Origin of the sequence: Synechococcus sp. UW86 (genome assembly GCF_900474085.1) — a bacterium.
In the GTDB taxonomy this organism is placed as follows: domain Bacteria; phylum Cyanobacteriota; class Cyanobacteriia; order PCC-6307; family Cyanobiaceae; genus Parasynechococcus.
In genome coordinates this window covers 14,915-39,737 of the sequence record NZ_UCNU01000006.1, presented here as the reverse complement: position 1 = coordinate 39,737, position 24,823 = coordinate 14,915, and the positions used below count along the sequence as shown (strand labels likewise).

24 protein-coding genes are annotated in these 24,823 nt (G+C 62.2%); 15 read left to right on the top strand and 9 right to left on the bottom strand.

Annotated features, from left to right (window positions below; all coding sequences use genetic code 11):
* Positions 1-6: 6 nt before the first annotated feature.
* Both DXY04_RS01905 and DXY04_RS12010 read left to right on the top strand, forming a co-directional pair.
* A complete protein-coding gene (locus tag DXY04_RS01905) occupies positions 7-1,944 on the top strand; it encodes a prolyl oligopeptidase family serine peptidase (protein ID WP_115160759.1) in 1,938 nt (645 codons plus the stop codon).
* A gap of 101 nt (positions 1,945-2,045) precedes the next feature.
* Positions 2,046-2,219 carry a hypothetical protein gene (locus DXY04_RS12010; RefSeq protein WP_170951311.1) on the top strand — a complete coding sequence of 58 codons (174 nt, stop codon included), beginning with the start codon at positions 2,046-2,048 and terminating at the stop codon, positions 2,217-2,219.
* Positions 2,220-2,225: 6 nt separating this feature from the next.
* On the opposite strand, the gene DXY04_RS01900 is transcribed toward DXY04_RS12010, so the two are convergent.
* From DXY04_RS01900 to DXY04_RS01880, 5 genes are read right to left on the bottom strand one after another with little or no spacing between them, the layout of a single operon-like run.
* Positions 2,226-3,503, bottom strand: coding sequence for a SufS family cysteine desulfurase (locus DXY04_RS01900; RefSeq protein ID WP_115160758.1), 1,278 nt, complete (start codon positions 3,501-3,503; stop codon positions 2,226-2,228).
* Positions 3,500-4,678, bottom strand: coding sequence for a Fe-S cluster assembly protein SufD (gene sufD, locus DXY04_RS01895; RefSeq protein ID WP_115160757.1), 1,179 nt, complete (start codon positions 4,676-4,678; stop codon positions 3,500-3,502). Before sufD ends, DXY04_RS01900 begins: the two co-directional genes overlap by 4 nt.
* Positions 4,679-4,680: 2 nt before the next feature.
* Positions 4,681-5,469 carry a Fe-S cluster assembly ATPase SufC gene (gene sufC / locus DXY04_RS01890; protein WP_115080608.1) on the bottom strand — a complete coding sequence of 263 codons (789 nt, stop codon included), beginning with the start codon at positions 5,467-5,469 and terminating at the stop codon, positions 4,681-4,683.
* Between the two features lie 42 nt (positions 5,470-5,511).
* On the bottom strand, positions 5,512-6,951 hold the full coding sequence (gene sufB / locus DXY04_RS01885; RefSeq protein ID WP_114988686.1) for a Fe-S cluster assembly protein SufB: 1,440 nt from the start codon (positions 6,949-6,951) through the stop codon (positions 5,512-5,514).
* 5 nt (positions 6,952-6,956) lie between these two features.
* The gene (locus DXY04_RS01880; protein ID WP_038553034.1) at positions 6,957-7,313 is read right to left on the bottom strand and encodes a ferredoxin-thioredoxin reductase catalytic domain-containing protein; all 357 of its coding nucleotides are present in this window, start codon (positions 7,311-7,313) and stop codon (positions 6,957-6,959) included.
* Positions 7,314-7,471: 158 nt separating this feature from the next.
* Here DXY04_RS01880 and DXY04_RS01875 point away from each other — a divergent pair, with 158 nt between their 5' ends.
* From DXY04_RS01875 to DXY04_RS01840, 8 genes are all read left to right on the top strand, one after another.
* A complete protein-coding gene (locus DXY04_RS01875; RefSeq protein ID WP_115160756.1) occupies positions 7,472-8,116 on the top strand; it encodes a metalloregulator ArsR/SmtB family transcription factor in 645 nt (214 codons plus the stop codon).
* Positions 8,116-8,454, top strand: a complete 339-nt coding sequence (locus tag DXY04_RS01870; RefSeq protein ID WP_115160755.1) for a hypothetical protein — start codon at positions 8,116-8,118, stop codon at positions 8,452-8,454. The genes DXY04_RS01875 and DXY04_RS01870 overlap by 1 nt, the downstream gene beginning before the upstream one ends.
* An 80-nt stretch (positions 8,455-8,534) precedes the next feature.
* Positions 8,535-9,128: a phycobiliprotein lyase gene (locus DXY04_RS01865; RefSeq protein ID WP_115160754.1), complete on the top strand. Its 594-nt coding sequence runs from the start codon at positions 8,535-8,537 to the stop codon at positions 9,126-9,128.
* Between the two features lie 108 nt (positions 9,129-9,236).
* Positions 9,237-10,007, top strand: coding sequence for a phycobilisome rod-core linker polypeptide (locus tag DXY04_RS01860; protein ID WP_371634507.1), 771 nt, complete (start codon positions 9,237-9,239; stop codon positions 10,005-10,007).
* Between the two features lie 185 nt (positions 10,008-10,192).
* On the top strand, positions 10,193-11,266 hold the full coding sequence (locus DXY04_RS01855; RefSeq protein WP_115160805.1) for a DUF4912 domain-containing protein: 1,074 nt from the start codon (positions 10,193-10,195) through the stop codon (positions 11,264-11,266).
* Positions 11,257-11,463, top strand: a complete 207-nt coding sequence (locus tag DXY04_RS01850) for a hypothetical protein (RefSeq protein ID WP_115160752.1) — start codon at positions 11,257-11,259, stop codon at positions 11,461-11,463. Before DXY04_RS01855 ends, DXY04_RS01850 begins: the two co-directional genes overlap by 10 nt.
* 217 nt (positions 11,464-11,680) lie before the next feature.
* Positions 11,681-12,013 (top strand): hypothetical protein, encoded by a 333-nt coding sequence (locus DXY04_RS01845; protein WP_244278547.1) that lies wholly within the window; start codon positions 11,681-11,683, stop codon positions 12,011-12,013.
* Between the two features lie 201 nt (positions 12,014-12,214).
* The gene (locus DXY04_RS01840; protein ID WP_115160750.1) at positions 12,215-13,873 is read left to right on the top strand and encodes an alpha-D-glucose phosphate-specific phosphoglucomutase; all 1,659 of its coding nucleotides are present in this window, start codon (positions 12,215-12,217) and stop codon (positions 13,871-13,873) included.
* Between the two features lie 160 nt (positions 13,874-14,033).
* On the opposite strand, the gene DXY04_RS01835 is transcribed toward DXY04_RS01840, so the two are convergent.
* A complete protein-coding gene (locus tag DXY04_RS01835; RefSeq protein WP_115160749.1) occupies positions 14,034-15,110 on the bottom strand; it encodes an efflux RND transporter periplasmic adaptor subunit in 1,077 nt (358 codons plus the stop codon).
* A gap of 160 nt (positions 15,111-15,270) precedes the next feature.
* Here DXY04_RS01835 and DXY04_RS01830 point away from each other — a divergent pair, with 160 nt between their 5' ends.
* Positions 15,271-17,469 carry an AAA family ATPase gene (locus DXY04_RS01830; RefSeq protein ID WP_371634505.1) on the top strand — a complete coding sequence of 733 codons (2,199 nt, stop codon included), beginning with the start codon at positions 15,271-15,273 and terminating at the stop codon, positions 17,467-17,469.
* Between the two features lie 5 nt (positions 17,470-17,474).
* Here DXY04_RS01830 and DXY04_RS01825 read toward each other — a convergent pair whose 3' ends face one another.
* Positions 17,475-18,086, bottom strand: a complete 612-nt coding sequence (locus DXY04_RS01825; protein ID WP_115160803.1) for an alpha/beta hydrolase — start codon at positions 18,084-18,086, stop codon at positions 17,475-17,477.
* A 91-nt stretch (positions 18,087-18,177) separates the two neighbouring features.
* On the opposite strand from DXY04_RS01825, the gene bcp reads away from it, so the two are divergent.
* Positions 18,178-18,645: a thioredoxin-dependent thiol peroxidase gene (gene bcp, locus DXY04_RS01820; RefSeq protein WP_115160748.1), complete on the top strand. Its 468-nt coding sequence runs from the start codon at positions 18,178-18,180 to the stop codon at positions 18,643-18,645.
* Here the strand turns inward: bcp and DXY04_RS01815 are convergent.
* Both DXY04_RS01815 and DXY04_RS01810 read right to left on the bottom strand, forming a co-directional pair.
* The gene (locus DXY04_RS01815) at positions 18,623-19,348 is read right to left on the bottom strand and encodes a type III pantothenate kinase (RefSeq protein WP_115160747.1); all 726 of its coding nucleotides are present in this window, start codon (positions 19,346-19,348) and stop codon (positions 18,623-18,625) included. The genes bcp and DXY04_RS01815 overlap by 23 nt on opposite strands.
* Positions 19,349-20,116, bottom strand: coding sequence for a phosphoadenylyl-sulfate reductase (locus DXY04_RS01810; RefSeq protein WP_115160802.1), 768 nt, complete (start codon positions 20,114-20,116; stop codon positions 19,349-19,351). It lies immediately after the preceding gene.
* A gap of 67 nt (positions 20,117-20,183) precedes the next feature.
* On the opposite strand from DXY04_RS01810, the gene DXY04_RS01805 reads away from it, so the two are divergent.
* Genes DXY04_RS01805 through DXY04_RS01795 form a run of 3 tightly spaced genes read left to right on the top strand, consistent with a single transcriptional unit; the run spans position 20,184 to position 24,807 of the window.
* Positions 20,184-21,329: an NAD(P)/FAD-dependent oxidoreductase gene (locus DXY04_RS01805; protein ID WP_115160746.1), complete on the top strand. Its 1,146-nt coding sequence runs from the start codon at positions 20,184-20,186 to the stop codon at positions 21,327-21,329.
* Positions 21,326-23,002 carry a GTPase HflX gene (gene hflX, locus DXY04_RS01800; RefSeq protein ID WP_115160745.1) on the top strand — a complete coding sequence of 559 codons (1,677 nt, stop codon included), beginning with the start codon at positions 21,326-21,328 and terminating at the stop codon, positions 23,000-23,002. The genes DXY04_RS01805 and hflX overlap by 4 nt, the downstream gene beginning before the upstream one ends.
* Positions 22,990-24,807, top strand: a complete 1,818-nt coding sequence (locus DXY04_RS01795; protein WP_115160744.1) for an SLC13 family permease — start codon at positions 22,990-22,992, stop codon at positions 24,805-24,807. Before hflX ends, DXY04_RS01795 begins: the two co-directional genes overlap by 13 nt.
* Positions 24,808-24,823 lie beyond the last annotated feature (16 nt).

The following is a 24,823-nucleotide window of genomic DNA, read 5'->3' as shown; positions in this document are numbered from 1 at the left end:
GCCGCTATGGGAGCCGCTCCGTTATCCGCGCAACATGCCGTCGGCCGTTTGCCTGGTCTCAAGGAACCGGCCCTGGTCAGTGGCCCCGATGCAACGCTGTGGCTGATCTGGCTGGAACAGCGCCCCCAGGAGCGCGGCCGCACCACTGCCTTGATCCGGCGTTTCGGTGATTCCGAGGCAGAACCACAGGAACTGACGCCGGCCCCCAGTAACCTGCGCAGCCGCGTGCATGACTACGGCGGCGGGGTGCTCGCCACCGCGGTGGAGCAGGACAGGCTGATCCTGGCCTGGATCGAGCGCGGCTGCCTCTGGCGTCAGGACTGGCGCCTGCCGCAGACCAGCCCCCAGCAACCCACCCCCCTGGCTACACCCCAACGGCTCAGCAGGGAAGGGGACTGGGAGCTGGCGGATGGCGTGCTCGATCTGCCCAGGCAGCGCTGGATCGGCATCCGTGAAATCGAAGGCCGTGACGAGCTGGTGAGCCTGGCGCTGAACGCAACGGATCAAACGCCGCTGCTGCTGCACCAGCCGACGGACTTTGCCGGCTATGGCTGCTTGAGCCCCGATGGCCAGCGCTTCGCCTGGGTGGAGTGGCAGCAACCCGCCATGCCCTGGGACAGCAGCCGTCTCTGGTGCGCGGAGTTCAGCGACACGGGCGGGCTGGTCGAGCCCCGTCAGCTGGCTGGAGGCGATGGCATCTCAGTGTTTCAACCCCAATGGCTGCCCGACGGGCAGTTGCTTGTGGCGGAAGACAGCTCCGGTTGGTGGAACCTGATGCTCCAGCCCAGTGCCGACGCCGCCTGGGAGAGGCCCTGGCCGATGGCTGCCGAAACTGCCATGCCCCAGTGGATCTATGGGATGAGCACCACGGCCTGGGATGGCGAGCAACTGGTCGCCGCCGTCTGCAGCCGCGGGGCCTGGTCGTTGCAACGGCTCAGCTTGGATGGAGCGGTGCAGCCGTTGCCGCAACCGTTTGACGACCTTGCGGGATTAAGCGCCTGCAATGGCCGCGCCGTGGCCGTGGCCAGCAACAGCACCAGCGTGGCCGGGCTGCTGGAAATCGATTTGCGACCGGCCACCCCGATCTGGAGCCACAGCCCCGCCATCACGTCACCGTTGTCGGTTGAGGCGATCAGCGTGGCCGAACCGCTGTGGTTCAACGGTCATCAGGGTGAACGCACCCATGCCTGGTACTACCCCCCGAGCGGCAAACCACCAGGGCCGGCGCCGCTGCTGGTGAAAAGCCACAGCGGACCAACGGCCATGGCTCGCCGCGGCCTCAGCCTGGCGATTCAGTACTGGACCTCCCGGGGTTGGGGCGTGGTGGATGTGAATTACGGCGGCTCAACGGGGTTTGGCCGGGACTACCGGGAGCGCCTCAACGGGGGCTGGGGCCTGGTGGATGTGGCCGACTGCGCCGCCGCCGCACAGGCCCTGATCGAGACCGGTCGCGCCGATCCCGGCCAGATCGCCATCGAAGGTGGCAGTGCCGGCGGCTTCACCACCCTGGCGGCGCTGTGCTTCACCGAAGTGTTCAGGGCCGGCGCCTGCCGCTATGCGGTGTGTGATCTCACAGCCATGGCTGAAGACACGCACAGATTTGAAGCGCGCTACGTGGATGGCCTGGTGGGGGAATGGCCCGCAGCGCGTGCTTTATACGAGCAGCGGTCGCCGCTGCTGCATGCCGATCAAATCCGCTGTTCGGTGCTGTTCTTCCAGGGTTTACAAGACAAGGTGGTGCCTCCCGAACAAACCGAACGCATGGCGGAGGCGCTGCGCAGCAACGGCATTCCAGTGGAGGTGCGGCTGTTCGAGGAGGAAGGCCACGGCTTCCGCAGCCAAGCCACCCAGATCGAGGTGCTCGAGCAAACCGAGGCCTTTTTCAGAAGGGAATTGGGGCTAACAGACGGTTACAAAGCACACAACCCCGTTCAGCAGATGTGATGGGTTGAGCGAGCAACCAGCAGGAACCATCAACCTGTGCTCCACGGAACCAATCAGAAAGCGGTAAGCCTGAAAAGCTGACGGCTGTTTCGACAGCACCGATGCGGATCCTGCGTTATCGCGGCAACAGCTATGCCAGCCCTGAACCGATCAACGCGGCTCCCCGTCCCGGCGCACGCTCCTACCGCTGGGTGAAGTACGCCATCGAGACCAACAAGGTTGTTCCCCTGCGGCAACGCGAGGCCGCATCAAGCAACGATCAACTGGCGGCCTGAGCCAGCTCAGCTGTGCTCGCGCAGGAAAGCGACCGTGGAAGCGAGCTCTTCGCTGAAGCGGTCGATCTCTTCAAAGGTGCTGGTGAAGCTCAGGCTGGCCCGCGCTGAAGCCGTCACGTCATACATGCGGTGCAGGGGCTGACAGCAGTGGTGACCACTGCGGATGCAGATCCCGGACGCATCGATCAGAGCGGCAATGTCGTTGGCATGCACGCCATCCACAAGAAATGTGGCGAGGGCACCTCGCTCGGGCTGCTGATCCGGCGTCGGCCCCAGGACCCTCACACCATCAATGGCCTGCAACCGGGCGAACAGATGCCGGGTGAGCTGAGCTTCCCAGGCCTGAATCGCCTCCAGACCCACTGCCTGGAGGTAGCGAATCGCGGCACCCATGCCCACCGCCTCGCCAATGGCAGGGGTGCCCGCTTCGAACTTATGGGGCAACACCGCCCAGGTGCTGTGGTCCAGGAAAACGTCCTGAATCATCTCACCACCGCCCAAAAAGGGAGGCATCGCCTCGAGCAGCGACTCCCGCGCCCAGAGGAAACCCATGCCGGTGGGGCCGCAGAGCTTGTGGGAGGAGCCGACGAGGAAGTCGGCATCCATGGCCGCCACGTCAATCGGCTTGTGGGCCAGGCTCTGGCAGGCATCCACGAGCACACAGGCGCCAACGGCATGGGCTGCGGGGATCACCTGATCCAGGGGATTGCAGCAACCGAGGGAATTGCTGATGTGCACCAGGCTCACCAGTCGGGTGCGCTCATTGAGCTGGGCCCGGAAATCCTCCAGATCCAGCTCACCGGATTCGGTGATGCCCACATGGCGCAGCACGCAGCCGGTGCGCTGCGCCAACAGCTGCCAGGGCACCAGGTTGCTGTGGTGCTCCATCACCGTGAGGAGAATTTCGTCCCCCTGCTTGAGGTTGGCGTCACCCCAGGTGCGCGCCACCAGATTGATGGCTTCGCTGGCATTGCGGGTGAAGACAATCTCGCGGGAACTGGCCGCACCCACGAAGGCCGCCGTCGTGCTGCGGGCCGCCTCAAAGGCATCGGTGGCACGGGCACTGAGCTGGTGCGCACCGCGATGCACGTTGGCGTTGTCGCAGCTGTAGTACTGCTGCAGCGCTTCGAGCACCTGACGGGGCTTCTGGCTGGTGGCAGCGTGATCGAGATAGATCAGCGGGCGGCCATCCGGAGCCAGCTGCTCGAGAATCGGGAAATCAGCACGATATCGAGACGATAAATCCACGAAATCAGCACTGGATCGTACTTTGGCGATCGTCATGGGGCGAGGCTCTCCATCACGCGCTCCAGCGGGCGCCACGCCTGCGCGGCAGCAGGTAGCTGGGCGATCACCTCCTGGCAGGCACCGCGCAGCAGCAGCGCCGTTGCATCCGCCGCAGCGATGCCCCGGCTCTGGAGATAGAACAGCTCATCGTCCTGAAGCTGCGACACGGTGGCGCCGTGGGCGCAGCGCACATCGTCCGCCACGATCTCCAGCTCGGGCTTGGTGTCCACCCGGGCCCGATCAGACAGCAGCAGGTTGCGGCTCAACTGCGCAGCGTTGGTGCGCTGAGCATCGCGGGGAACACTGATGGCGCCGTTAAAAATCGCGTGGGACTGGCCGCCGGCCAGGCATTTCTGCAACTGATCGAGCTCCCCCTCCGGCCCGTCGAAGCGCACCGCGGTGTGGGTGGCCAGCTGCTGCTCGGCGCCGGTGACGGCGAGACCCTTAAGCACGGTCTCTGCCTGACCATCCACCTGCACCACCCGGGGCTCCACCCGTCCCAGATTCCATCCCTGAACCACCGAAGTGAGGGCATAGGAGCTGCGGGGCTCCTGCTCGACAGCCAAATGAGCCATCAGCGATGACGCACCATCCGCAGTCGCCAGCACGCCATGGCGTAGTTGGGCCTCCTGCCCCAGATGCACTTCCAGCACATGGCTGTGGGCCGACGCCCCCTCAGCCAGCAGCACCTGCATCAACTCGAGCTCAGCTTTTTCCTCCAACAGCAGCAGCACCCGCGTGGCGTTCAACCCGGCACCCGCCGCTAGCACCAGCTCCAACGGACCAACCCGTCCCCGCACCCTGAGGGCCAGAATCTGTTGGGCTTTGGCATGGTTGAACTCCACGGGCCAGACCTGGGCACAACCGCAGCGATCGAGGGTGTGGCCGAGGGCTTGCTGCAGCTCTTCGGCATTCAGCGCCGTGATTCCCTCCGGAAGCACCTGGCCGGCCAGGGGATCATCAAAACCGTTGAGCAACAGACGGGTCACCCCGTCGAGGCTGGCCGGCAAAGACGTGGACAGTGGCGAGGCACTGGTCTGCAATTCCGAGACAGCCGCAAGCCGTTTGAGGTCGGTGAGGCGCCAGGGCTCCTGGCGGCGGTTGGGCAGACCAAGCTGTTCAAGCGCGGCTCGACCGCGCTCCTGCACTGGCGCCAGCACACTGCTCGCCATGGTCAAGCAGCTCCTTGAGCGGCCAGCTCCTGATCCACCCAGTCGTATCCGGTCTGCTCCAGCTCAAGGGCCAGCTCCCTTCCGCCGGTGCGCAGGATCCGGCCTGCCGCCATCACATGCACATAGTCCGGGGTGATCTCGTCGAGAAGACGTTGGTAGTGGGTGATCAGCAGCGTGGCGTTGTCTTCCGTCGCCAGCTGGTTCACACCACCGGCCACGATGCGCAGGGCATCGATATCCAGGCCGGAATCGGTTTCATCCAGGATCGCCACCACGGGCTCCAGCAGCGCCATCTGCAGAATCTCGTTGCGCTTTTTCTCGCCCCCGGAGAAGCCTTCATTCACGCTGCGCTCAAGGAAGGCAGGGTCCATCTGCACCACCTTGAGCTTGTCGTGCACGTGATCCTCGAAGGCAAACGTGTCGAGCTCCTCCTCCCCCTGTTTTTCGCGCCGAGCATTGGTGGACACCCGCAGGAATTCCAGGTTGCTAACACCAGGAATTTCAACGGGGTACTGAAATCCGAGGAACACCCCCAGACGGGCCCGCTCTTCAGGCTCCAGCTCAAACAGATCCTGGCCGCGATAACGAACGCTGCCGCCCGTGACCCGGTAGGCCGGATGCCCGGCCAACACCTTGGAGAGCGTGCTCTTGCCACTGCCATTGCGACCCATCACGGCATGGACTTCACCAGCCCGCACCTGCAGGTTCACCCCCTTGAGGATGGGCTTGTCCTCGACGGAGGCATGCAGGTCTTGGATGTCGAGCAGCAGCTCAGCGTCAGGGCGAATCACGGAAGGCGTCGTTAAAAAACAGAGACAAGGTGGGGGAGGGGATCAGCCCACGGACCCCTCAAGTTTGAGGGCCAGCAATTTGTCGGCCTCAGCGGCAAACTCCATCGGGAGCTGATTGAAGACGTCGCGACAGAAGCCGCTGACCATCATCGAGACGGCCTCTTCAAACCCGATGCCACGGCTCTGCAAGTAGAAGAGCTGGTCTTCGGAGATGCGACAGGTGCTGGCCTCGTGCTCGATGGCCGCCTGCGGCTGCTGCGAACGGATGTAGGGATAGGTGTTCGCAGCGGCCTGATCGCCGATCAGCATCGAATCGCACTGGCTGTAGTTGCGGGCGCCCTTGGCATTGGGCCCCATCTGCACAAGACCGCGGTAGCTGTTGCTGGAGCGCCCTGCACTGATGCCTTTGCTCACAATTGTGGAGCGGGTGCGCGGTCCGACATGGACCATCTTCGTGCCGGTGTCGGCCTGCTGGCAGTTGTTGGTGAGGGCCACGGAATAGAACTCACCCACCGAATCAGCACCCTGGAGCACGCAACTGGGGTACTTCCAGGTGATGGCTGAACCAGTCTCCACCTGGGTCCAGCTGATGCGGCTGCGATCACCCCGGCACTGACCCCGCTTGGTCACGAAGTTGTAGATCCCGCCGACGCCGTTTTCATCACCGGCGTACCAGTTCTGAACCGTGGAATATTTGATTGAAGCGTCGTCGAGGGCTACCAGCTCCACCACCGCCGCATGCAGCTGGTTGGTGTCAAACATCGGTGCCGTGCAGCCTTCGAGATAACTCACCGAGGCACCCTCTTCAGCCACGATCAAGGTGCGCTCGAACTGTCCGGTGTCGCCGGAATTGATCCGGAAGTAGGTGGAGAGCTCCATCGGGCACTCAACACCCTTAGGAATGAAGACGAAGGATCCGTCGCTGAACACAGCTGAGTTCAGGGCGGCAAAATAGTTGTCGTTGCTGGAGACAACCGTGCCGAGGTAGCGCTCGATCAGCTCGGGATGCTCCTTGACCGCCTCACTGAAGGAGCAGAACACCACCCCGTGTTCGGCCAGCTTCTCCTTGTAGGTGGTGGCAATCGAAACGCTGTCGAAAACAGCGTCCACCGCCACGTTGCTGAGGCGCTTCTGCTCGCTCAGCGGGATGCCGAGCTTGTCGAAGGTTTCCAGCAGCTTCGGATCCACCTCATCGAGGCTGGCCTTCTTCTCCTGCTGCTTGGGAGCCGCGTAATAAACGATGTCTTGGTAATCGATCTCGGGATAACCCAGAGCAGCCCAGTCGGGCTCTTCGAGGGTGAGCCAATGGCGAAACGCCTTGAGACGGAACTGCAGCAGGAAATCCGGCTCTTCCTTCTTGGCCGAGATCAGGCGAACGACCTCTTCACTGAGACCCTTGGCGATCTTGTCGGTCTCGATCTCGGTGACGAAGCCGTACTTGTACGGCTGGCTGACGAGATCCCGTGTGGAGGTACTGGTCATTCAGCTCAGCCGGCGGTGGCGTTGATCGTTTCGGTGGTGATGGTCTGCGTCTTCTCAGGGCAAGCGAAGGGGTTGTCCTCGGTGAGGAAGAGCATGCAGTGGCATTCCTTGCGCTCGCGCATCGGAACGCAGGGGCAGTTCCAGAAGGCCTGGGAGACCTCGGCCTCTTTGTCTTCGTAATGGCGGCAAGGGCACAGCGCTCCCCCCAGATCGTCTTTGTGACGCGCCAGACCCTTCAAGACAACAGCGGTGACACTGGGGTCGGCACAGAAATATGTGCCGGTGCGCTGGGCGTAGGTTTCAGCGAACTTGCGGATGACCTCCAGGCTTTCTGCTGTCGGCTCTTGAGGGGCGTCGGACATGGAGGTGGAGAGAGCGGCGAATTACGAAACCCCGCGGTTTCCTTAATGGAAGCCTAGGCCAACAGGCCTCCGGTTAGCGGGCTCCCCATTGTGACCCTCAACACGGTCAACATGGCGTGGCAATTCGATGGCATCGTGTGGGGAGGTTTCGCCTCCTCATGAGCGCCTCGGCCCCCGCCAGCACCCGCGACGTCGTGCTCTCCCTGCTGCTGGAGCGCGGGGAGGAGGACGCTGGCACCCTTGCCGATGCCATAGGCATTTCCGTTCAGGCCATGCGGCGGCACCTGCGCTCCCTCGCCGACAGCGGCTTGGTCTGCGCCAGCAGCAATGCCAGCGGCCCAGGTCGACCCAGCAACCGCTGGTGCCTCACCGACGAAGGACGGGCTCAGTTCCCCGATGGCAGCGGCCGCTTCGCCCTTGGCCTGCTGGATTCGATGCGCAGCCATCTCCCCGAAGCGACGGTGCGCCAGCTGCTCAATCAGCAGGCGGAGTCGAAGGCCAGCCAGTACCGGCAAAGCCTTGGCGAAGCCTCCCTGGAGGCTCGCCTCGAACACCTGGCACGGCTGCGACGCGACGAGGGCTATGTGACCGTCTGCAGCCGGGACGATGACGGCGTGAGCTGGCGGCTCGAGGAGGCCCACTGTTCGGTGCAGCGCATTGCTGAAGAATTTCCTGCGGTCTGCGACCAGGAATTGCTGTTGATTCGGCGCACCGTGCCGGACTGCCGGGTGGAACGGGTGCATTGGCGGCTCGAGGGCGGCCACGCCTGCGGCTTCCGCATCACTCCCTTGGCGCAGGGCTGATGGCCATCGACCGAGCCGCGATTGAACGCATCGACTCCACCATGCTGCCCCAGCTCGATCGCCATCACCTGCGGGTGCTGAGCCACTGCCTGGACAGCTTCCAATCCATGGCCGCTCCAGGGAGCACTGGTGCAATCCCCGACGAAAACCAACGGCGCCGCTGGTGCCAGCAGCAACCCGTGGTCGCTGACGATCCAGCATTCCTCGACACCTTGCTGCTGCAGCTCAACGCTGCCGCCGACCAGCTGGATCAACTGGCGCTCGAACTGGGCAAGCCTCCATTGGCGCTGACCCTCGACGATCTGATCAGCGCCGCCGAAGCCCGCTGCCGTGGCTGACATGGCCGTCGGGGGTGGCCTGGCTGTCGTGACTGACCTGGTCGAGCTGCCATCATCAATTCACTTCCTCAACGCCGGCGATGCTTGAGATCTCGGACGCCCTCAGCTTCTTTCGTCTGAGCTGTGGCCGCTGGACCTCACAGCGCAGCCAGCACCACCTGCTGCATCGCCGCGCCGAAGCCGGCGCCTCCTTCATCGTTGTGGAGGAACTTTTCAAGGGCGACGAACGCCTTGCGGAGATCGCCGAACGCAACAACGCCAGCATTGAGCAGATCGTGGGGGGCTGCTGGGTGCGCTGGAGCGGATCGATGGCCTGGGATCGGGCCGGTGAATCCCATGAAGACCAGACCATGTTCGGACTGATCCCCGAAGACGAAACGGGGCGACGGGGACTGCTGCTGCGGGATCGCGGTTACGCCGAGAAAGCACCGGTGGCGGGTCAGTTCCGCATGGATGACGAAAACGGCCTGATCCTCACGACCGACTACGAAATGATGAGTTCCCTGGAGCGCTTCTGGTTCGCCAGCGAGAACGTGCGGCTGCGCACCAGCACAGTGCAGGGGCTCTCCAACAACGCCTCCTTCTGCATCGAGACCCGGCAGCTGGACGATGTTGATCAGCCCAGCCCAGCCATAGCCACGAGTGGGGCCGCCCTCGCCCCCTTCGGCTGGTAAGCAGAAGTACTTAGAGAAAGTATTACGGCATGTAATCGCTGCAACAGCAGCTGAAGGGGGCAAGACCCAGCACTTCTACGATCGCCATCAGTGGATGCTGTAGCTCGCGTGGCCATTCCTCTTCTGGAGTACGCACCGATCACCCAGAACTCCTTGAGAGCGGGTGTTCCGAACCTCCGTGTCGGCTCCGACGAGGGATCACGGGCTTACTCCCTGGAAATTGCAGACGACCGGGACAACCTCGACACAGTTGTGGAAGCCGCCTACCGGCAGATCTTCTTCCACGCCTTCAAAACAGACCGGGACGTCAACCTTGAGTCCCAGCTGAAGGATGGCCAGATCACGGTTCGCGACTTCATTCGTGGCCTGGTGCTCTCTGACACCTTCAAGCGCACCTTCTACGGCTTCAACAGCAACTACAAGGTTGTTCGCCACCTCTGCGAACGGATCCTTGGCCGCAAGGTGAACGGCAAGGGAGAAGAGCTCTCCTGGTCGATCGTGATTGCGACCAAAGGCCTGGAAGGCCTTGTCGATGTGTTGCTCGACAGCGCCGAGTACCTCGACGCCTTCGGCTACGACACGGTTCCTTACCAACGCAACCGCGTGCTTCCCGGCCGGGAGCTGGGCGATACGCCGTTCAACATCACAACCCCCCGCTACGACGAGTACTACCGGGGAATCCTGGGCTTCCCCCAGATCGTCTTCACCGGCGGCCCCGCCAAGAAAGTTCCTGCCCGCGCCAAAATCCGCAAGGGTGGCTCACCTCAGGACTACATGGCCTGGGTGGCAGAAATGGGCGGCCCCCGTGGAGTTGCCCCCAGCGGTGGCGCCGACATGGACTACATGTCGAAGGTTCCCTACCGCAGCATCAGCCGCTGATCCCGGCCTCAAACGATGTTCAAAAAAGCGGGGCTTCGGCTCCGCTTTTTTTGTGTCTATGACTGTGATCCCCGGGATCGACGTACGCCCAGTGGTCAGCATCCACTGACCCTTGGCCGCTTCACGCTTCGAAAAGGAATTTTTCGGATCACAATGATCCCAAACGAAACCTGGAGTTTTTGGACGTGTCCCAAACCCTGTCATCCCTGGCACGTCTCACCCTTCGTCAACTGCGTCAGATCGCCAGCGACCTTGGGGTGCCGCTCTACAGCCGCAAAAGCAAGGAGACCCTGGTCGACGAGGTTGCCCAGCGTCAGCAAAAGCGTGGTGGAGATCTGAAGGCCATCGAGGCCGAACTCAATGCGCCTGCCATGGGCAGCAGCGACACCCGCGTGGTGTTCCTGCCCCGAGACCCCCAGTGGGCCTACGTGTTCTGGGAAATTTCCGACGCCGATCGCAAGGTGGCCCAGAAGGACGGCGCCAGCCGTCTTTGCCTGCGCCTGGCTGACGTAACGGGCATGCAGGACGGCAACGCCCATCCCCACACCCTTCAGGAAGTTCCCGTCGACAGCCACACCACCGAGTGGTATCTGCCTGTGCCTCTCTGCGACAGGGATTACCGGGTGGAGTTGGGCTACCGCATCGGCGCCAGCTGGATGTCTCTGGCCTTCTCCTCCGTGGCCCGTGTGCCCGCTCTTCACCCAAGCGAGCAGATCCTTGATCAGTTCGTCCCGTTCAGCCTTGAGGCAGCACCGGCTGAATCCGCTCCAGCTCCCGTCGCGCCGATCGAGTCGAGCAACAGTGGCCTGCACGAGCGGCTGTACCAAAGCGCCACGGTTCAATTCCGCCGCCGTCGGGTTGGCTCGGAAGAATTCCAGGAGGGCTTTGACGTCTCCGGGGACAGCAGTGGCCTGAACGATTCGGGTGCCGGCCTCTGGGCCAGCGGCCGCAACGAGTCTGGCCTTGGTGGCGTAGCTCCTCGCCAACGCTCCTTCTGGCTGGTGGCTGACGCCGAACTGATCGTCTACGGCGCCACCGATCCTTCGGCCCGTCTCACCATCGGTGGCGAAGAAGTGCCTCTCTCCACCGATGGCACCTTCCGGATCCAGGTGCCCTTCCGGGATGGCGAGCAGATGTACGCCATCGAAGCCACGGCTTCCGATGGAGAACAGAAGCGCAACATCACGCTCAACTTCAAGCGTGAGACACCTGAAGACAACAGCAACCCTGCCAGCGAAGCCCGCGCCGAGTGGTTCTGAACCCTTCCGATTACAAAGCACCATCAACCCTGCGCTGGTTCGTGGCCATCACCCCCCTCGCGGGGGCGATGGTCTTTCCATTGGTGGTGCCTTTGGTGATGGCCCGGGTGGGCATCGGAGCCGGTGTGGGCGTCGCCCTTGTTCTGAGTGGACTTTGGTTTGTGGCGATGCTGAAGACATCGGAGATGCCCCACTGAAGATCGGGGAACTCTTATCAGCCAAGTTCTTGATCTGGACATGGAGCGGCTCTGGAACAGCACTGGCCTGGGGATCCCACCAAATATCCAATGAAAACTCGATTGACAAAAAATCCGTAGAAGTCGGAGTAACGAGTGACTGAAAAACCAGGTCAAACGATAGATAATGAGTCTCATGAACTTCCCTGCCCTGATTCGCATTTTCATGGTGTTATCCATGACTGCCCCGTCTATGGCTGCTGAGCCCTATGTGGCTTGGCCCAGCAAAGAGCAACTGCGAGGCATCGAACAGGCCGCCTACGCATGTTCCCGAGCCAACTCAACAGAGGCCTGCAAGCGAGTAAGGCAACTCGCTGATCCTTTGATGGATCACTCCAGGTTGCCCGAGCGCTGCAAAGACGTGTTGTGGATGTTGATGGACGAAGCCAAGGTCGCCAACAACAACGACTTCAGACGCAAAGACACCATTACAAACACGGCCCGGCGTATCCCAAGGTTCTGCGCAGAGCCGGTGACCAAAAAGGAGAAACTCAAATCGCGGCAGGCTTGAGCCAAGCTCAGTAATCACAAACTGACGGCAGTCAATGCTTCCCAAAAAGCCACCGGCAAGCGAGGGTCTCGCTTGCCGTTCTGCGTTGCATAGTCCTCTGTGTTGTTGCGGCCAAGGGGGTAGCGACATCAACTGGTCGCGACCGACGCCATGCAAATGGATTTCCATGTTTAGGTTCCGCATACAGACCCCTCCGTCGTGATGACCACCTCGGCCCCTGCGGAATCGACCCAACGCCAGGTGCCCCTGGCCACCCCTTTCACCGACCAAAAGCCAGGGACCTCCGGCCTCCGCAAGAGCAGTCGCCAGTTCGAGGAGCCCCATTACCTGGAGAGTTTCATTGAGGCGTCGCTTCGCACGCTGCCAGGCGTGCAGGGCGGCACCTTGGTGCTGGGGGGCGACGGCCGTTACGGCAACCGCCGTGCCATCGACGTGATCCTGCGGATGGGCGCCGCCCACGGCCTCAGCAAGGTGATCGTCACCACCGGCGGCATCCTCTCCACGCCCGCCGCCTCCAATCTGATCCGGCAACGTCAGGCCATCGGAGGGATCATCCTTTCCGCCAGCCACAACCCAGGCGGTGAGAACGGTGACTTCGGCGTCAAGGTCAACGGCGCCAACGGTGGCCCCACCCCCGCCTCCTTCACCGATGCAGTGTTCGAGTGCACCAAGACCCTGGAGCAATACACGATTGTTGAAGCTCCAGAAATCCCACTGGATGCCCCTGGACTCCACAACATCGGCGCGATGCAAGTGGAGGTGATCGACGGCGTCGACGATTTCGTTGCCTTGATGCAGGAGCTGTTCAACTTCGATCAGATCCGCGATCTGATTCGCAGTGACTTCCCCTTGGCCTTTGACGCCATGCATGCCGTCACCGGGCCCTACGCCACCCGGTTGTTCGAAGGTCTACTGGGTGCACCGGCGGGAAGCGTGCGCAACGGCACACCCCTGGAAGACTTCGGCAACGGTCACCCCGACCCCAACCTCACCTACGCCCACGACCTGGCTGAACTGCTGCTCGAGGGAGATGAGTACCTCTTCGGCGCCGCCTGCGACGGCGATGGCGATCGCAACATGATTCTGGGCCAGCGCTGCTTTGTGAATCCCAGCGACAGCCTCGCCGTGCTCACTGCGAACGCCACGGTGGCTCCGGCCTACGCCGAAGGCCTGGCCGGGGTGGCGCGTTCAATGCCCACCAGCGCTGCAGTGGATGTGGTGGCCAAGGAGCTGGGGATTGACTGCTTCGAAACGCCCACAGGCTGGAAGTTCTTCGGCAACCTGCTGGACGCCGGCAAGATCACCCTCTGCGGTGAAGAGAGCTTCGGCACCGGTAGCAACCACGTGCGCGAAAAAGATGGCCTCTGGGCCGTGCTGTTCTGGCTGCAGATCCTGGCCGTGCGTCGCTGCAGCGTCGCCGAGATCATGGCCGAACACTGGAAGCGCTTCGGACGCCATTACTACTCGCGTCACGACTATGAGGCCGTCGCCAGCGACGCCGCCCATGGCCTCTACGACCGCCTCGAATCCATGCTGCCCAGCCTGGTGGGCCAGGCCTTTGCCGGACGCACCATCAGCACCGCAGACAACTTCAGCTACACCGACCCCGTCGATGGTTCCGTGACGTCAGGCCAAGGTCTGCGGATCCTGTTGGACGACGGCAGCCGTGTTGTGCTTCGCCTCTCCGGCACCGGCACAAAGGGAGCAACGATTCGCGTCTACCTGGAGAGCTATGCGCCCAGCAGCGGCGACCTCGACCAGGATCCCCAGGTCGCCCTGGCCGAGATGATCAGCGCTATCAATGACCTGGCGGAGATCAAGCAACGCACGGGCATGGATCAACCCACCGTGATCACCTGAACCCGGACCATCACGTCTGACATGCCAAAGCCACCCCTCTGGGTGGCTTTTTGATTGCTGCGGATAAACACCCAGCGACCACGACCGTGATCGAAAGACTGCAAACCGTGCTGAGAACCGGTTTGGTGATGAAGTTATTGGAAGCAGACATCGTTCAACCTCAGTTCGCCTTGGCGGGTTGCACCTGAACAGGCATCCCGTGTCTGAGGTTCAGCAGGTTGGTGGTGGCCACCCTCTGATTCAGTTTCAGGCCCTTGGTAATGGGATACAGGTTGTTCTCCAGTTCGCCCACCGTGACTGGTGTCTGCAAGGCGAACTGCGAGTTCGCGGGAAGCTTGCCGGCCTTAATTCCCAGCTCCAGCCTTTTTAAATCCGCCTTGCCAGGATTCTCCTTTAGCTCATCGAAACTTCCGAGCCGGAAGACAAAGCTCTGACCCGAGGTCTGGGTAACAGCGGCAAAGGGAACAGCCAACTGTTCCTCAGCTTTGATCTGCACACGCGTATGCAGTCGCAAACCATCCCGCAGTGTTCCGTCGCTATTGGGGAACACCGCCGTCACCAACAGTCCTTGGGTGTTGGGGTTGATGCGTGGATCAATTGATTCCACTGCACCTGTGGCCAGTATTTCTTCGCTGCCAGGGGCCATCAGAACAACGGGCTGGCCCTCCTGCAGCCGGGCCGAGAAGATCGCAGGCACTTCCACCCTTGCTTCCAGCTCATTGTTCTGGACCAGGCTGGTGAAGACCTGGTCCTGCTGGATCACATCACCCACTTTCACCTTCACGTCAGCGACCGTGCCGGCGGAGGGTGAAGTGAGATTGCTGTAACTGAGCTTGGCCTTCGCTTCGATGTACTGAGTCCGGTAGCGATCCAACTCCTTCTGCGACGTTGCTCCCACTTCAGCCAGGTAGGCGTAACGCTCGTAATTGGCTTTAGCCGTGTCGGCGTTGGCCTTTTCCTCGTCTTGATCAAGGACCAGCAGAAGCTGACCGGCCTCCACCTCATCACCTTGGCGAATCTTCAGCTGCTCAATTCGTCCACCCGATTGAGCGGCCAACTCCACAAGGTTGCTGGCCTCGAGCGTGCTGACGGTGTCGATCCCCTCGGTGAATTCCACCAGCCGAGCAGCAGCAGCCTGAACCTTCGGCGGCGGCGGCAGCTTCGGTGCTTCGCTCCTGCAGGAACTAACCGTGATCAGAGCCGCGACGGTAAGCAGGAGGCGCTGCAGATGAGGCACGGCAAAAAGGCTTTGAAATGGATTATGAGGTGGTCATAAGGTAAGAACCGGGCCGCGAAGATTTGCAAGCCTGGAAACAGACAGACTCAAAAAGCGTCCGATTTGGACCAGCTCAAGCACTGATTGAAAACTTCAGGGACACTGGGGCATCGCCGATGGTTTGTTGGCTCAGGACCTCTTCGCTTTTCACGGTGAGCAGCAACGAAGGATGCTGGCCCCCCTGGCCGATCGCATGCGTCCGCGCACGCTGGAGGAATTTGAAGGTCAGAGCGGAATCCTGGCTGACGGACGGCTCCTGCGCCGTGCCATCAAGGCCGATCGGGTCGGCAACCTGATCCTGCATGGCCCGCCCGGGGTCGGCAAAACAACCCTGGCGCGGATCATTGCCAACCACACCCGTGCCCACTTCAGCAGCCTCAACGCCGTGCTGGCCGGCGTCAAAGACTTACGAATCGAGGTTGATGCTGCACGCCAACGCCTTGAACGGCATGGCCTTCGCACGATCCTGTTCATCGACGAAGTGCACCGCTTCAACAGTGCCCAGCAGGATGCGCTGTTGCCATGGGTGGAAAACGGCACCGTCACCTTGATCGGGGCCACCACAGAAAACCCCTATTTCGAAGTCAACAAGGCACTGGTCAGCCGCTCGCGGCTGTTTCGTTTACTGCCTCTAGAACCAGAGGATTTACAGCGGCTGCTGCGACGCGCCCTTGCAGACAATGAGCGGGGGTACGGCGACCGCGCCATCGCCATCAGCAGCGATGCCGCCAACCACCTCGTTGATGTAGCGGGCGGAGACGCCCGCAGCCTGCTCAATGCCCTTGAACTAGCGGTGGAGAGCTCCGAACCCGATGGCCACGGCGTGATCCAAATCACTCTGGCCATCGCCGAGGAATCCATCCAGCAGCGGGCGGTGCTTTACGACAAGCACGGTGATGCCCACTACGACACCATCAGCGCCTTCATCAAATCGCTACGGGGCTCGGATGCCGATGCGGCGATGTTCTGGCTGGCCCGCATGGTGGAGGCCGGTGAGAACCCACGTTTCATCTTCCGGAGGATGCTGATTGCGGCGGGGGAAGACATCGGCCTGGCCGACCCTCAGGCCATGGTTGTGGTGGAAGCCTGTGCCGCAGCCTTCGAACGGGTAGGGCTACCAGAGGGCTTGTATCCCTTGGCCCAGGCCGCGTTGTACCTGGCCGGCACCGAAAAGAGCAACAGCGTTCTGGGCTTCTTTGATGCCCTGAAAACCGTGCGCGATGCGCAAAAGCAGGACGTGCCCGGGCATTTGCGCGATGCCAACCGGGATGGAGCCGCCTTCGGCGATGGCGTGGGCTACCGCTACCCCCATGCCTACGCAGAACACTGGGTGGAGCAGCAATACCTCCCCACCCCCCTGCAAGGCGAGGTGTTCTGGCAGCCCGGACAACTCGGTTGGGAGGGGGAACGACGCGAGCGGATGGCGGAACGCCGGGCAGCCCAACTCGCCGCGGCCGCGGAACTGGCAGCCGACCAGCCTTTGCTTTTGAGCAGCGGGCCCGACCGTCCTGGCGTGGACCGCTGGGTCCAGCGCCAACTAGGACAGGAGGGGGAGCGACTGCAGCGCCTGCGAGAGCGGCTCTGGCGGGAGATCCCCTGGACCCGTCGAGATCGAGTGCTGCTGCTGGGGGTGCGCTCGCTGATCTGGGCCCTCGATCCATTGAGGGCCACCCCGGAAGGAGGAGTGACCGTGCTTTGCGAGAACGATGCCGACCGCAGCAGGCTGGAAGCGCAGATGGATTTGCTCGAGCCGGAGCATCGACCAGAGCTGTTAACAGGCAACCTCGACGCTCTGCCCGAAAGCCAAGCCTTCGATTGGATCGGGGGTCGGCTCGCCGCTGCCGACCTGCAAGGGCAGAACTGGACGGCGCTGCTGAAGACAATCAACCAACATGCCGAGCCGACAACAGGCTTACGGCTGCTGATCAGCCGCGCCGAACTGGGGCCCGCCGGTGCATTGCTGCAAGACGGCGAGCCAACAGAGCTGTTAAGCGATCTAGTGGCTCAAGAACAGCAGTGGCTTGAGCTGCAGCAGCGTCCGGAAAAGTTGTTAGCGAAGGCTGGCTGGCAGCTCCGTTGTGAGGAGTGGCTGGAACATCTCATGCTTCCAGGGGGCACCGAACTGGCTGAGCGATGGCTAATCGATGGGTCGCCCTACCGGCAGGCCATGGGGGAGATCAGCAAGGAGGTGATGACGCAGTTGCGCCAATCGTTGAACGACCTGGGCGAGGTCGGCCTGCGACTGCCGATGCGCCATCAATTGATCCAAGGCAAGTGCAGCATGCCATCAAAAAAAACGCCGAAACCTGGGCTCCAATAAAGAGATCAGAGCTCTGAATTGGCTTTGATGCAAGCAGGCAGAAAGACGTACCAGGAAAGCAGCGAAGTGGACTGGGCTCCGCTCACCTTGTCAGGAGCACAAACCCTCTGCCTACCATCATTCGGTCCGTTATCTGATAAACGGAAGGCGACGGGCAGCTGTTTAATGATGCCGATTGAGCTAATGAGCCCATCCTTGGCATCCGCGATGATGGCGGCCCGTAGAGCCGTTACCGCCGTCGCCTTTTGGCGCCAATAAGGGACATAAGACCTTGTTTGATCATCCAGGAAGGCTTTACCAGCTTGGGAATAAAGAAACCGGGATACACCGGCGAGGTCAACTGCATAGCTCTTGTTCAAACCAAAACGGAGCTCCTCAGCGGTCCAGCCAGACATCCGAATGGCGTCCTGAAAAGCACGGTCTGTGACCTTGCCGTCAACAAGAAAGGATTCGAGCTCGCTGTAAGTGGTGGTGCTAACTGAGCCACCCGTGTTCCAGCGCACCGGTTGCTGAGTACCTGCTTTTGAAAACGGTCCAGGAATGACCGCGAGGTACGTACAAAAAACAAGAGATGCCAGGGAACCTGCGATGTGCTCGAGCCTGATCCGCGACGCCATGGCCCAAAGCTGCAGGTTGATAGCAACGTAGGCCGCACGGACAGTCCTGTCCTGAGGGCCGTACGCTGCCGCCACTGACCAAACCCTTTTCGTGAGCCTGCAAATCGGCGACGCCGCCCCCGACTTCACCCTTCCCGATCAAAACGGTGATTCCATAAGCCTCGCTTCGCTGCGCGGGAAGAAGGTTGTTCTGTATTTCTATCCCAAGGACGACACCCCGGGCTGCACCAAAGAAGCCTGCAACTTCCGCGATCGCTGGGAGCAACTGAAAGCCAACAACATCACCGTTCTGGGTGTCAGCAAGGACGGAGCCACCTCCCACAACAAATTCATCAACAAGCACGAACTTCCCTTCACCCTGCTCACCGATGAGGAACCCTGTGCCGTGGCCAGCCTCTATGAGAGCTACGGGCTGAAAAAGTTCATGGGGCGCGAATACATGGGCATGATGCGCCACACCTTCCTGATCGATGAAGAAGGAAAACTCGAGCGGATTTATCTCAAGGTGAAAGCGGCCACCATGGCCGACACCCTGATCAACGATCTCGGGCTGAGCTGAGCCCAGCCCCCAGGCTCAGCAGTGCTTGCAACTGAAGATCACCCTCCAGCTGCAACAACTCCGTTGCACCGGACCAATGACGCTTCAACAGGGCAGCGTCCCCACCGCAGATCCACAGCAAGCCTTGGGAATGCTGCTGAGCCGCCGCAATGGAGGCCAACATCGCCTCCAGAACACCGCGCTGCATGGCAGCCACGGTTTGCCGTGGGAAGACCTCTTTCAGAGCGTCGTTGTCGAGACCCTCAGGAGTTGATGGCAAGCCGAGGGTTCCATCGGCCATAGCCTGTAGCTGGAGCCGATAGCCAGGGATCAGCTGTCCGCCTCCAAAACAACCGTCCGCCGTCACCCGGGTGAGGCTCAACACGGTGCCGGCATCCACCAGAAGCAACCCCCTGGAACAGTCGAGCTGTTGCTCTTGACTGCAACGCCAGGCCATCCAAGCCCCGAGAGCGCGGTCGACCCCCAACCAAGGGGGAGCCTTGGGCAAGGGCACATCCTCCAAACAAATGCGCAGATCCTGGTGGGCCAGGAGCGGCTCGGGCACCGGCCCCACCGCCGCCCAGACCGGAGGGTTGGTCCCGATGCGAGCAGGATCGGGAGGACCGTGCTCAATACGGACCGTGTTGTCTTGCCGTTGGGCCCAATGCCAACGGCTGTTACCAATCAGCAGGGCGCGGCCGACGTCCCGTACAGACCCCGTCATTCAGATGCCTTCACCCATCAGCCCTTCATTCACCTCCTGAGGCAGATGAATTCCACACTCCTGCTTCAATCCACCGAAGCGGGTGTCACGGCCACTCAGATCGCCAACATCAGGACCACTGGAATGCCAGTCGCCGACCGTGGAATAACCCTGTTCAAACAATGGATGCTGGGGAAGACCGTTGTCCTCCAAGTAGTAGTACACATCGCGCTTGGTCCACTCGAGCAGGGGGCGCAACGACCAACGCTCCCGAATCGGATCCAAAGCGGTCATCGAGCGGCGGTGATCGGTCTGGCCACGCCGCACGCCGCTGGCCCAGCAGCGTGTGTTCAGGTCGTTGAGCGCTCGCTCCAGGGGTTCAACCTTGCGGATCCGGTGATAGGTCTCCAGGTCTTCCACGCGACCGGACTCCCAAAGCCGCCCGTGCAGGGCCTCCATCCGAGCCGGGGACATCTCGCTCTGACTCACCACCAGACGAATCCTGAGCTGCTGGGTGAGTTGAGCGGCATAGGTGTAGGTCTCTGGAGGCAGATAACCGGTATCGATCCAGATCACCGGCACAGCATCACCGCCGGGGAGGGTGCTCAGCATGTGCAAAAGCACAGCCGATTGGATCCCGAAACTCGTGGTGAGAGCAAAAGTCTCACCGAACTGCTCCAACCCCCAGGCCAGACGCTGCTGCGGCTCCATTGCCTCCAGCAGCTTGCGCCCTTCGAGCAACTCGTTTTGCACCGCCATGGGCACCATGGCCTCAGGAGCCTCCGTCATCACGCCATCTTCACCTGTCGTGGGACCGGGTGTGGTTCCTATCGTCTGAGAACCGGCAGATCCCTTCATGCGTTCACCCTCGTCCCCATCGGATGCCGTGGTGATCGTTGGCGGTGGATTCGGCGGTCTGTTCACAGCACTTGCTCTTCAGCGACGGCAGCCCACCTGCCCCATCGTTCTGATCGAGCCGCGGGATCGCTTCCTGTTTCAACCGCTGCTGTACGAACTGCTCAGTGATGAACTTCAAGCCTGGGAAGTGGCCCCCCGCTATGAACAGCTGCTGAACAACGGCATTTGCTGGATTCAAGACAGCGTTGTTGGCATCGATCAAACCAGCCAAAGCATCGAACTGGCCTCCGGAGACCGTTTGAGCTGGTCACAACTGGTGCTGGCGACGGGATCGAGAGCCAATGATTTCGGCATTGCAGGCGTCAAGGAACACAGCTCCGGCTTCCGTAACCTCAGCGATGTAAGCCGCCTCAAGCAATGGCTCAACAACCTGCAACAGCGACGGGATGAAGAGGCCGGGCTGATCATTGTTGGCGCGGGACCCACCGGCGTGGAACTGGCCTGCAAGCTGGCGGACCTGATCGACGGTGCTGTCAGCGTTCGGCTGGTGGAGATGGGCGATGAAATCCTTCCCGGCAGCACAGCGTTCAATCGCGAGCGGGCCCAGGCCGCGCTGGAACGCAAAGGGGTGGTGGTCCAGCTCAACACCAGCGTGCGCGAAGTGAAATCCAGCACTGCTGTTCTTGCCGATGGTGCTGTTCTGCGTCACTCAGGCCTGATCTGGACCGCAGGAAGCAGCCCCTCCATCCCCTCCATCTCACCTGCACCTGTGCTGGAACGAGGGCGCCTGGCCGTCGACGATGACCTGCGCCTTATCGGCAGCGCCAACACATTCGCCCTCGGGGATCTCTCAGCACGGCCTGGCAGCCCATGGCCCGCCAGCGCCCAGGTGGCGATGCAACAGGGCGATGCCACGGCCGCAGCCATCGCGCAGCTGCGGATGGAGGAGGAGCCACAACCCTTCCAGTTCGAGGACCGAGGCGAAATGCTCAGCCTCGGTGTCGGTGAGGCCACCCTCACCGGCATGGGGCTCACCCTGGCCGGCCCCCTGGCCTTCCAGTTGCGACGGGCCACGTATCTCACGCGGCTGCCAGGGCTCTCTCTGGGTCTGCGCTCGGCAGGCGCCTGGTTGTTGAACCGTTGAAGCAATCTCACCTCGGCGGGCGTTGCCGTGGTCTGCGCCCGAGCCAACAACGGCAGCTGGAGCGGCTAAGCCATCGCCGTCATCCCGAAGACTGCGGCGCCGATCTGCTGAGCCTCGAACGCTTGGCCGAGCTGGTGCTTGATCTGGAGATGGCATTGCATCTGGTGCTGGACGGCCGTGGCCTCTGCCGCCTGCTCTGGCTGGGGCCTCTCACCGGCAGCGATTCGCTGCTGCAGTATCTGCCGGCGACGCCGCGGCGGAGCAGCGGGGGTTGGCGACTGATCAGCTGCCCTTTCGCCCGCAAAGGGCTGCACTCAGATCCCCGCGACGCCGTGGTCGCCCTTGATATCGCTCCTCGGCACTGGCTGCGCTTTGCACCCTGCCCAGAGGCCGATGGAGCTCGCCCGGCCGAACTCTTGATTCCAGACCCGTCTCAAGCCGATGGCTGGAGACAATTTGAACAGGGCGACTTGAGGGATCTTTGCGTCCTCACACCGGACGAACCCCATCCCGAAAGCATCAGTGCCGCAACCGGAGACGAGCGGGTGCTTCTGCTCACGCTCACCAGTGGCGATGAACAGCGCGACCAGCGGGATCTAGCTGAGCTGGAAGGCCTGGTGCGCAGTGCCGGTGCCGAGCCGGTGGCCCGGACCAGCCAGCGCCGGGGCCAAACCAATCCCCAAACGCTATGGGGCTCGGGAAAACTTCAGGAAGCCGCCCTCGAGATCCGCCGCTGCCAGGCCTCCCTGGTGATCACTGACCGAGAGCTCACCCCCGTGCAGGCCCGCAATCTGGAACGGCTGCTCAGCTGCCCGGTCTCCGACCGCAGCGAATTGATCCTCGACATCTTTGCCCAGCGGGCCGGCAGCGCTGCAGGGCGGCTTCAGGTGGAACTGGCTCAGCTGCGCTACCGGTTGCCGCGCCTGTTGGGACGGGGCAACAGCCTGTCGCGTCAGGGCGGCGGCATCGGCACGCGCGGCCCAGGGGAAACACAGCTGGAAAAGGACCGTCGGGCCATCAGCCGACGCATCGAACGGCTGCTTCGGGATCAACGCCAACTTCAATCCCACCGCAGCCGCTTACGGGATCAGCGGCGTGATCTGCCGCGGGTGGCGCTTGTGGGCTACACCAATGCGGGCAAATCCAGCCTGCTCAATGCCTTGTGCGGCAAACGGGCCAGTGATCGCGTTCTGGCGGAAAACAAATTGTTCGCGACCCTTGACCCCACCACCCGCAAACTCGACCTTCCCTGCCCTGGGGCACGCCCCGAACGGTTACTGCTCACCGACACGGTGGGCTTCATCCGCGATCTCCCCGCCCCACTAGTAGAGGCCTTCCGCGCCACGCTGGAGGAGGCGCTGGATGCCGATGTGCTCCTGCTGGTGGTCAACCTTGCTGACCCCGACTGGCAGGGCCACCTGGACACGGTGCATCGGCTGCTCGATGACCTTGGCAGCACCGCCCTGCGACGGGTGATCGCCAATCAGATCGACCGCTGTGAAGCAACTGAGATCGAGATGATTCATCAGCGGGAACCCGACGCCCTGTTTCTCTCAGCGGTGCGGGGTGATGGGCTGCAGGGCCTGAAACAGTGGCTGCGGCAGCAATTTTTTGATCCCAGGGCAGAATCGCCACAATTGATGACTGGCGACTCGCCGCCATGGCCGAGCTGAGCAGCGCTCTTCAAAACCCTCAGGCCTTGATCACCCTGGCCGTGTTGGCTCTGGCAGTGGTGCTTTTCATCACCGGGTTGATTGCACCGGAGCTCACCGGCTTGCTGAGTTTGAGCCTGCTGATCGCTACCGGGGTGCTCAATCCCCAGGAGGCTCTGGCGGGGTTCGGCAGTCCTGCACTGATCACCCTGTTGGGCCTGTTCCCGGTCTCCGCGGCACTGTTCAAGAGCGGTGCCCTGGATCGACTCAGAGATCTGATCGCCTCGGAGCGGATCCGCTCCTCGCGCCGTCTCATTGCGCTGATGGCCTTCGTGATCGCCCCGGTGTCAGGGATTGTTCCCAACACCCCCGTGGTGGCATCGCTGCTGCCCGTTGTGGAGGGCTGGTGCCAAAGGCGCGGCATTTCGCCATCCCGGGTGCTGTTGCCTTTGTCGTTTTCAACGGTTCTGGGGGGCACCCTGACCCTTCTGGGCAGCTCGGTGAACCTCTTGGTGAGCGACATCAGCGAACAACTGGGCTACGGCTCCCTCGATCTGTTCAGCTTCACCTTGATCAGCCTGCCGGTCTGGCTGGCTGGGGCCATCTACCTGGTGATGGCTCCGAGAGTGCTTTTACCGGACCGTGGTGCCACGACCGATGACCTGGGCAACACCGGCAAAACAAGCAGCTACTGCACAGAAGTGCGCATCCCCCCCGACTCGGAGCTGGTGGGCCGCTCACTGCTGAACAGTCGGCTGCAGCGACGTTTCGATGTGGATGTGCTGGAGCTGCAACGCGGTGGGGAGAGGTTGCTGCCCCCCCTGGCAGACCGACGGCTGGAGGCCGGCGATCGCCTGCTGCTGCGGATCACCCGCCCGGATCTGCTGCGTCTCCAGCAGGATCACACCGTTCAGCTCACAACCCAGGGGCAGAACGCGGGGTTCAGCGTTTACACCGAAGAATCAAGCGGTCAGAAGACCGTGGAAGTGTTGCTGCCGGCTGGTTCCACCCTGGCCGGCGCCAGCCTGCGGGAATTGCGATTCCGGCAACGCCACAACGCCACGGTGCTCGCGCTTCGCCGCGGCCAGGAGACTGTTCAGGAACGCCTCGGCCAGGTGATCCTGCGGGAGGGCGATGTGTTGCTGTTGCAGGCACCGATCGACTCCATCCGCGGCCTGCAGGCCAGCAACGACCTCTTGGTGCTGGATCGACTGGAGGATGACCTTCCCACCGTGCGGCGCAAACCCGTGGCCGTCAGCATTGCTCTGGCGATGCTGCTGCTGCCGACGCTCACCCCCATTCCACTGGTGGCGGCTGTGCTGTTGGCCATGGTGAGCGTGGTCGCCACCGGTTGCCTTCGCCTTGGTGAACTGCAGCGCTCGATCCGGCTGGACGTGATCCTGTTGCTGGGATCCCTCACCAGTTTCAGCGTTGCCATGCAGAGCACGGGCCTCGCCGATGCCCTTGCTCTGGTGCTCCAGCAGGGGCTGGCGGGCTGGCCGAGCTACACCGCTTTGATGGTGGTCTTCATCGGCACCACGCTGCTCACCCAAGTGATGAGCAATGCCGCCTCGGTGGCCCTGCTGGCGCCTGTCGCGGTGCAACTGGCCCCATCCCTGCAACTGTCTCCCACCGCCTTGCTGATCACAGTGCTGTTCGGTGCGAGTCAGTCGTTTCTCACCCCCGTCGGGTACCAGACCAATTTGATGGTGTTCGGTCCAGGCCGTTATCGGTTTCTCGACGTCACCCGCTACGGAATTGGCCTGACGCTGATCATGACCATCATCGTGCCGGCCTTGATTCTCTGGCATTACGGCGGATCCTGAACAACACTGGTCAGAT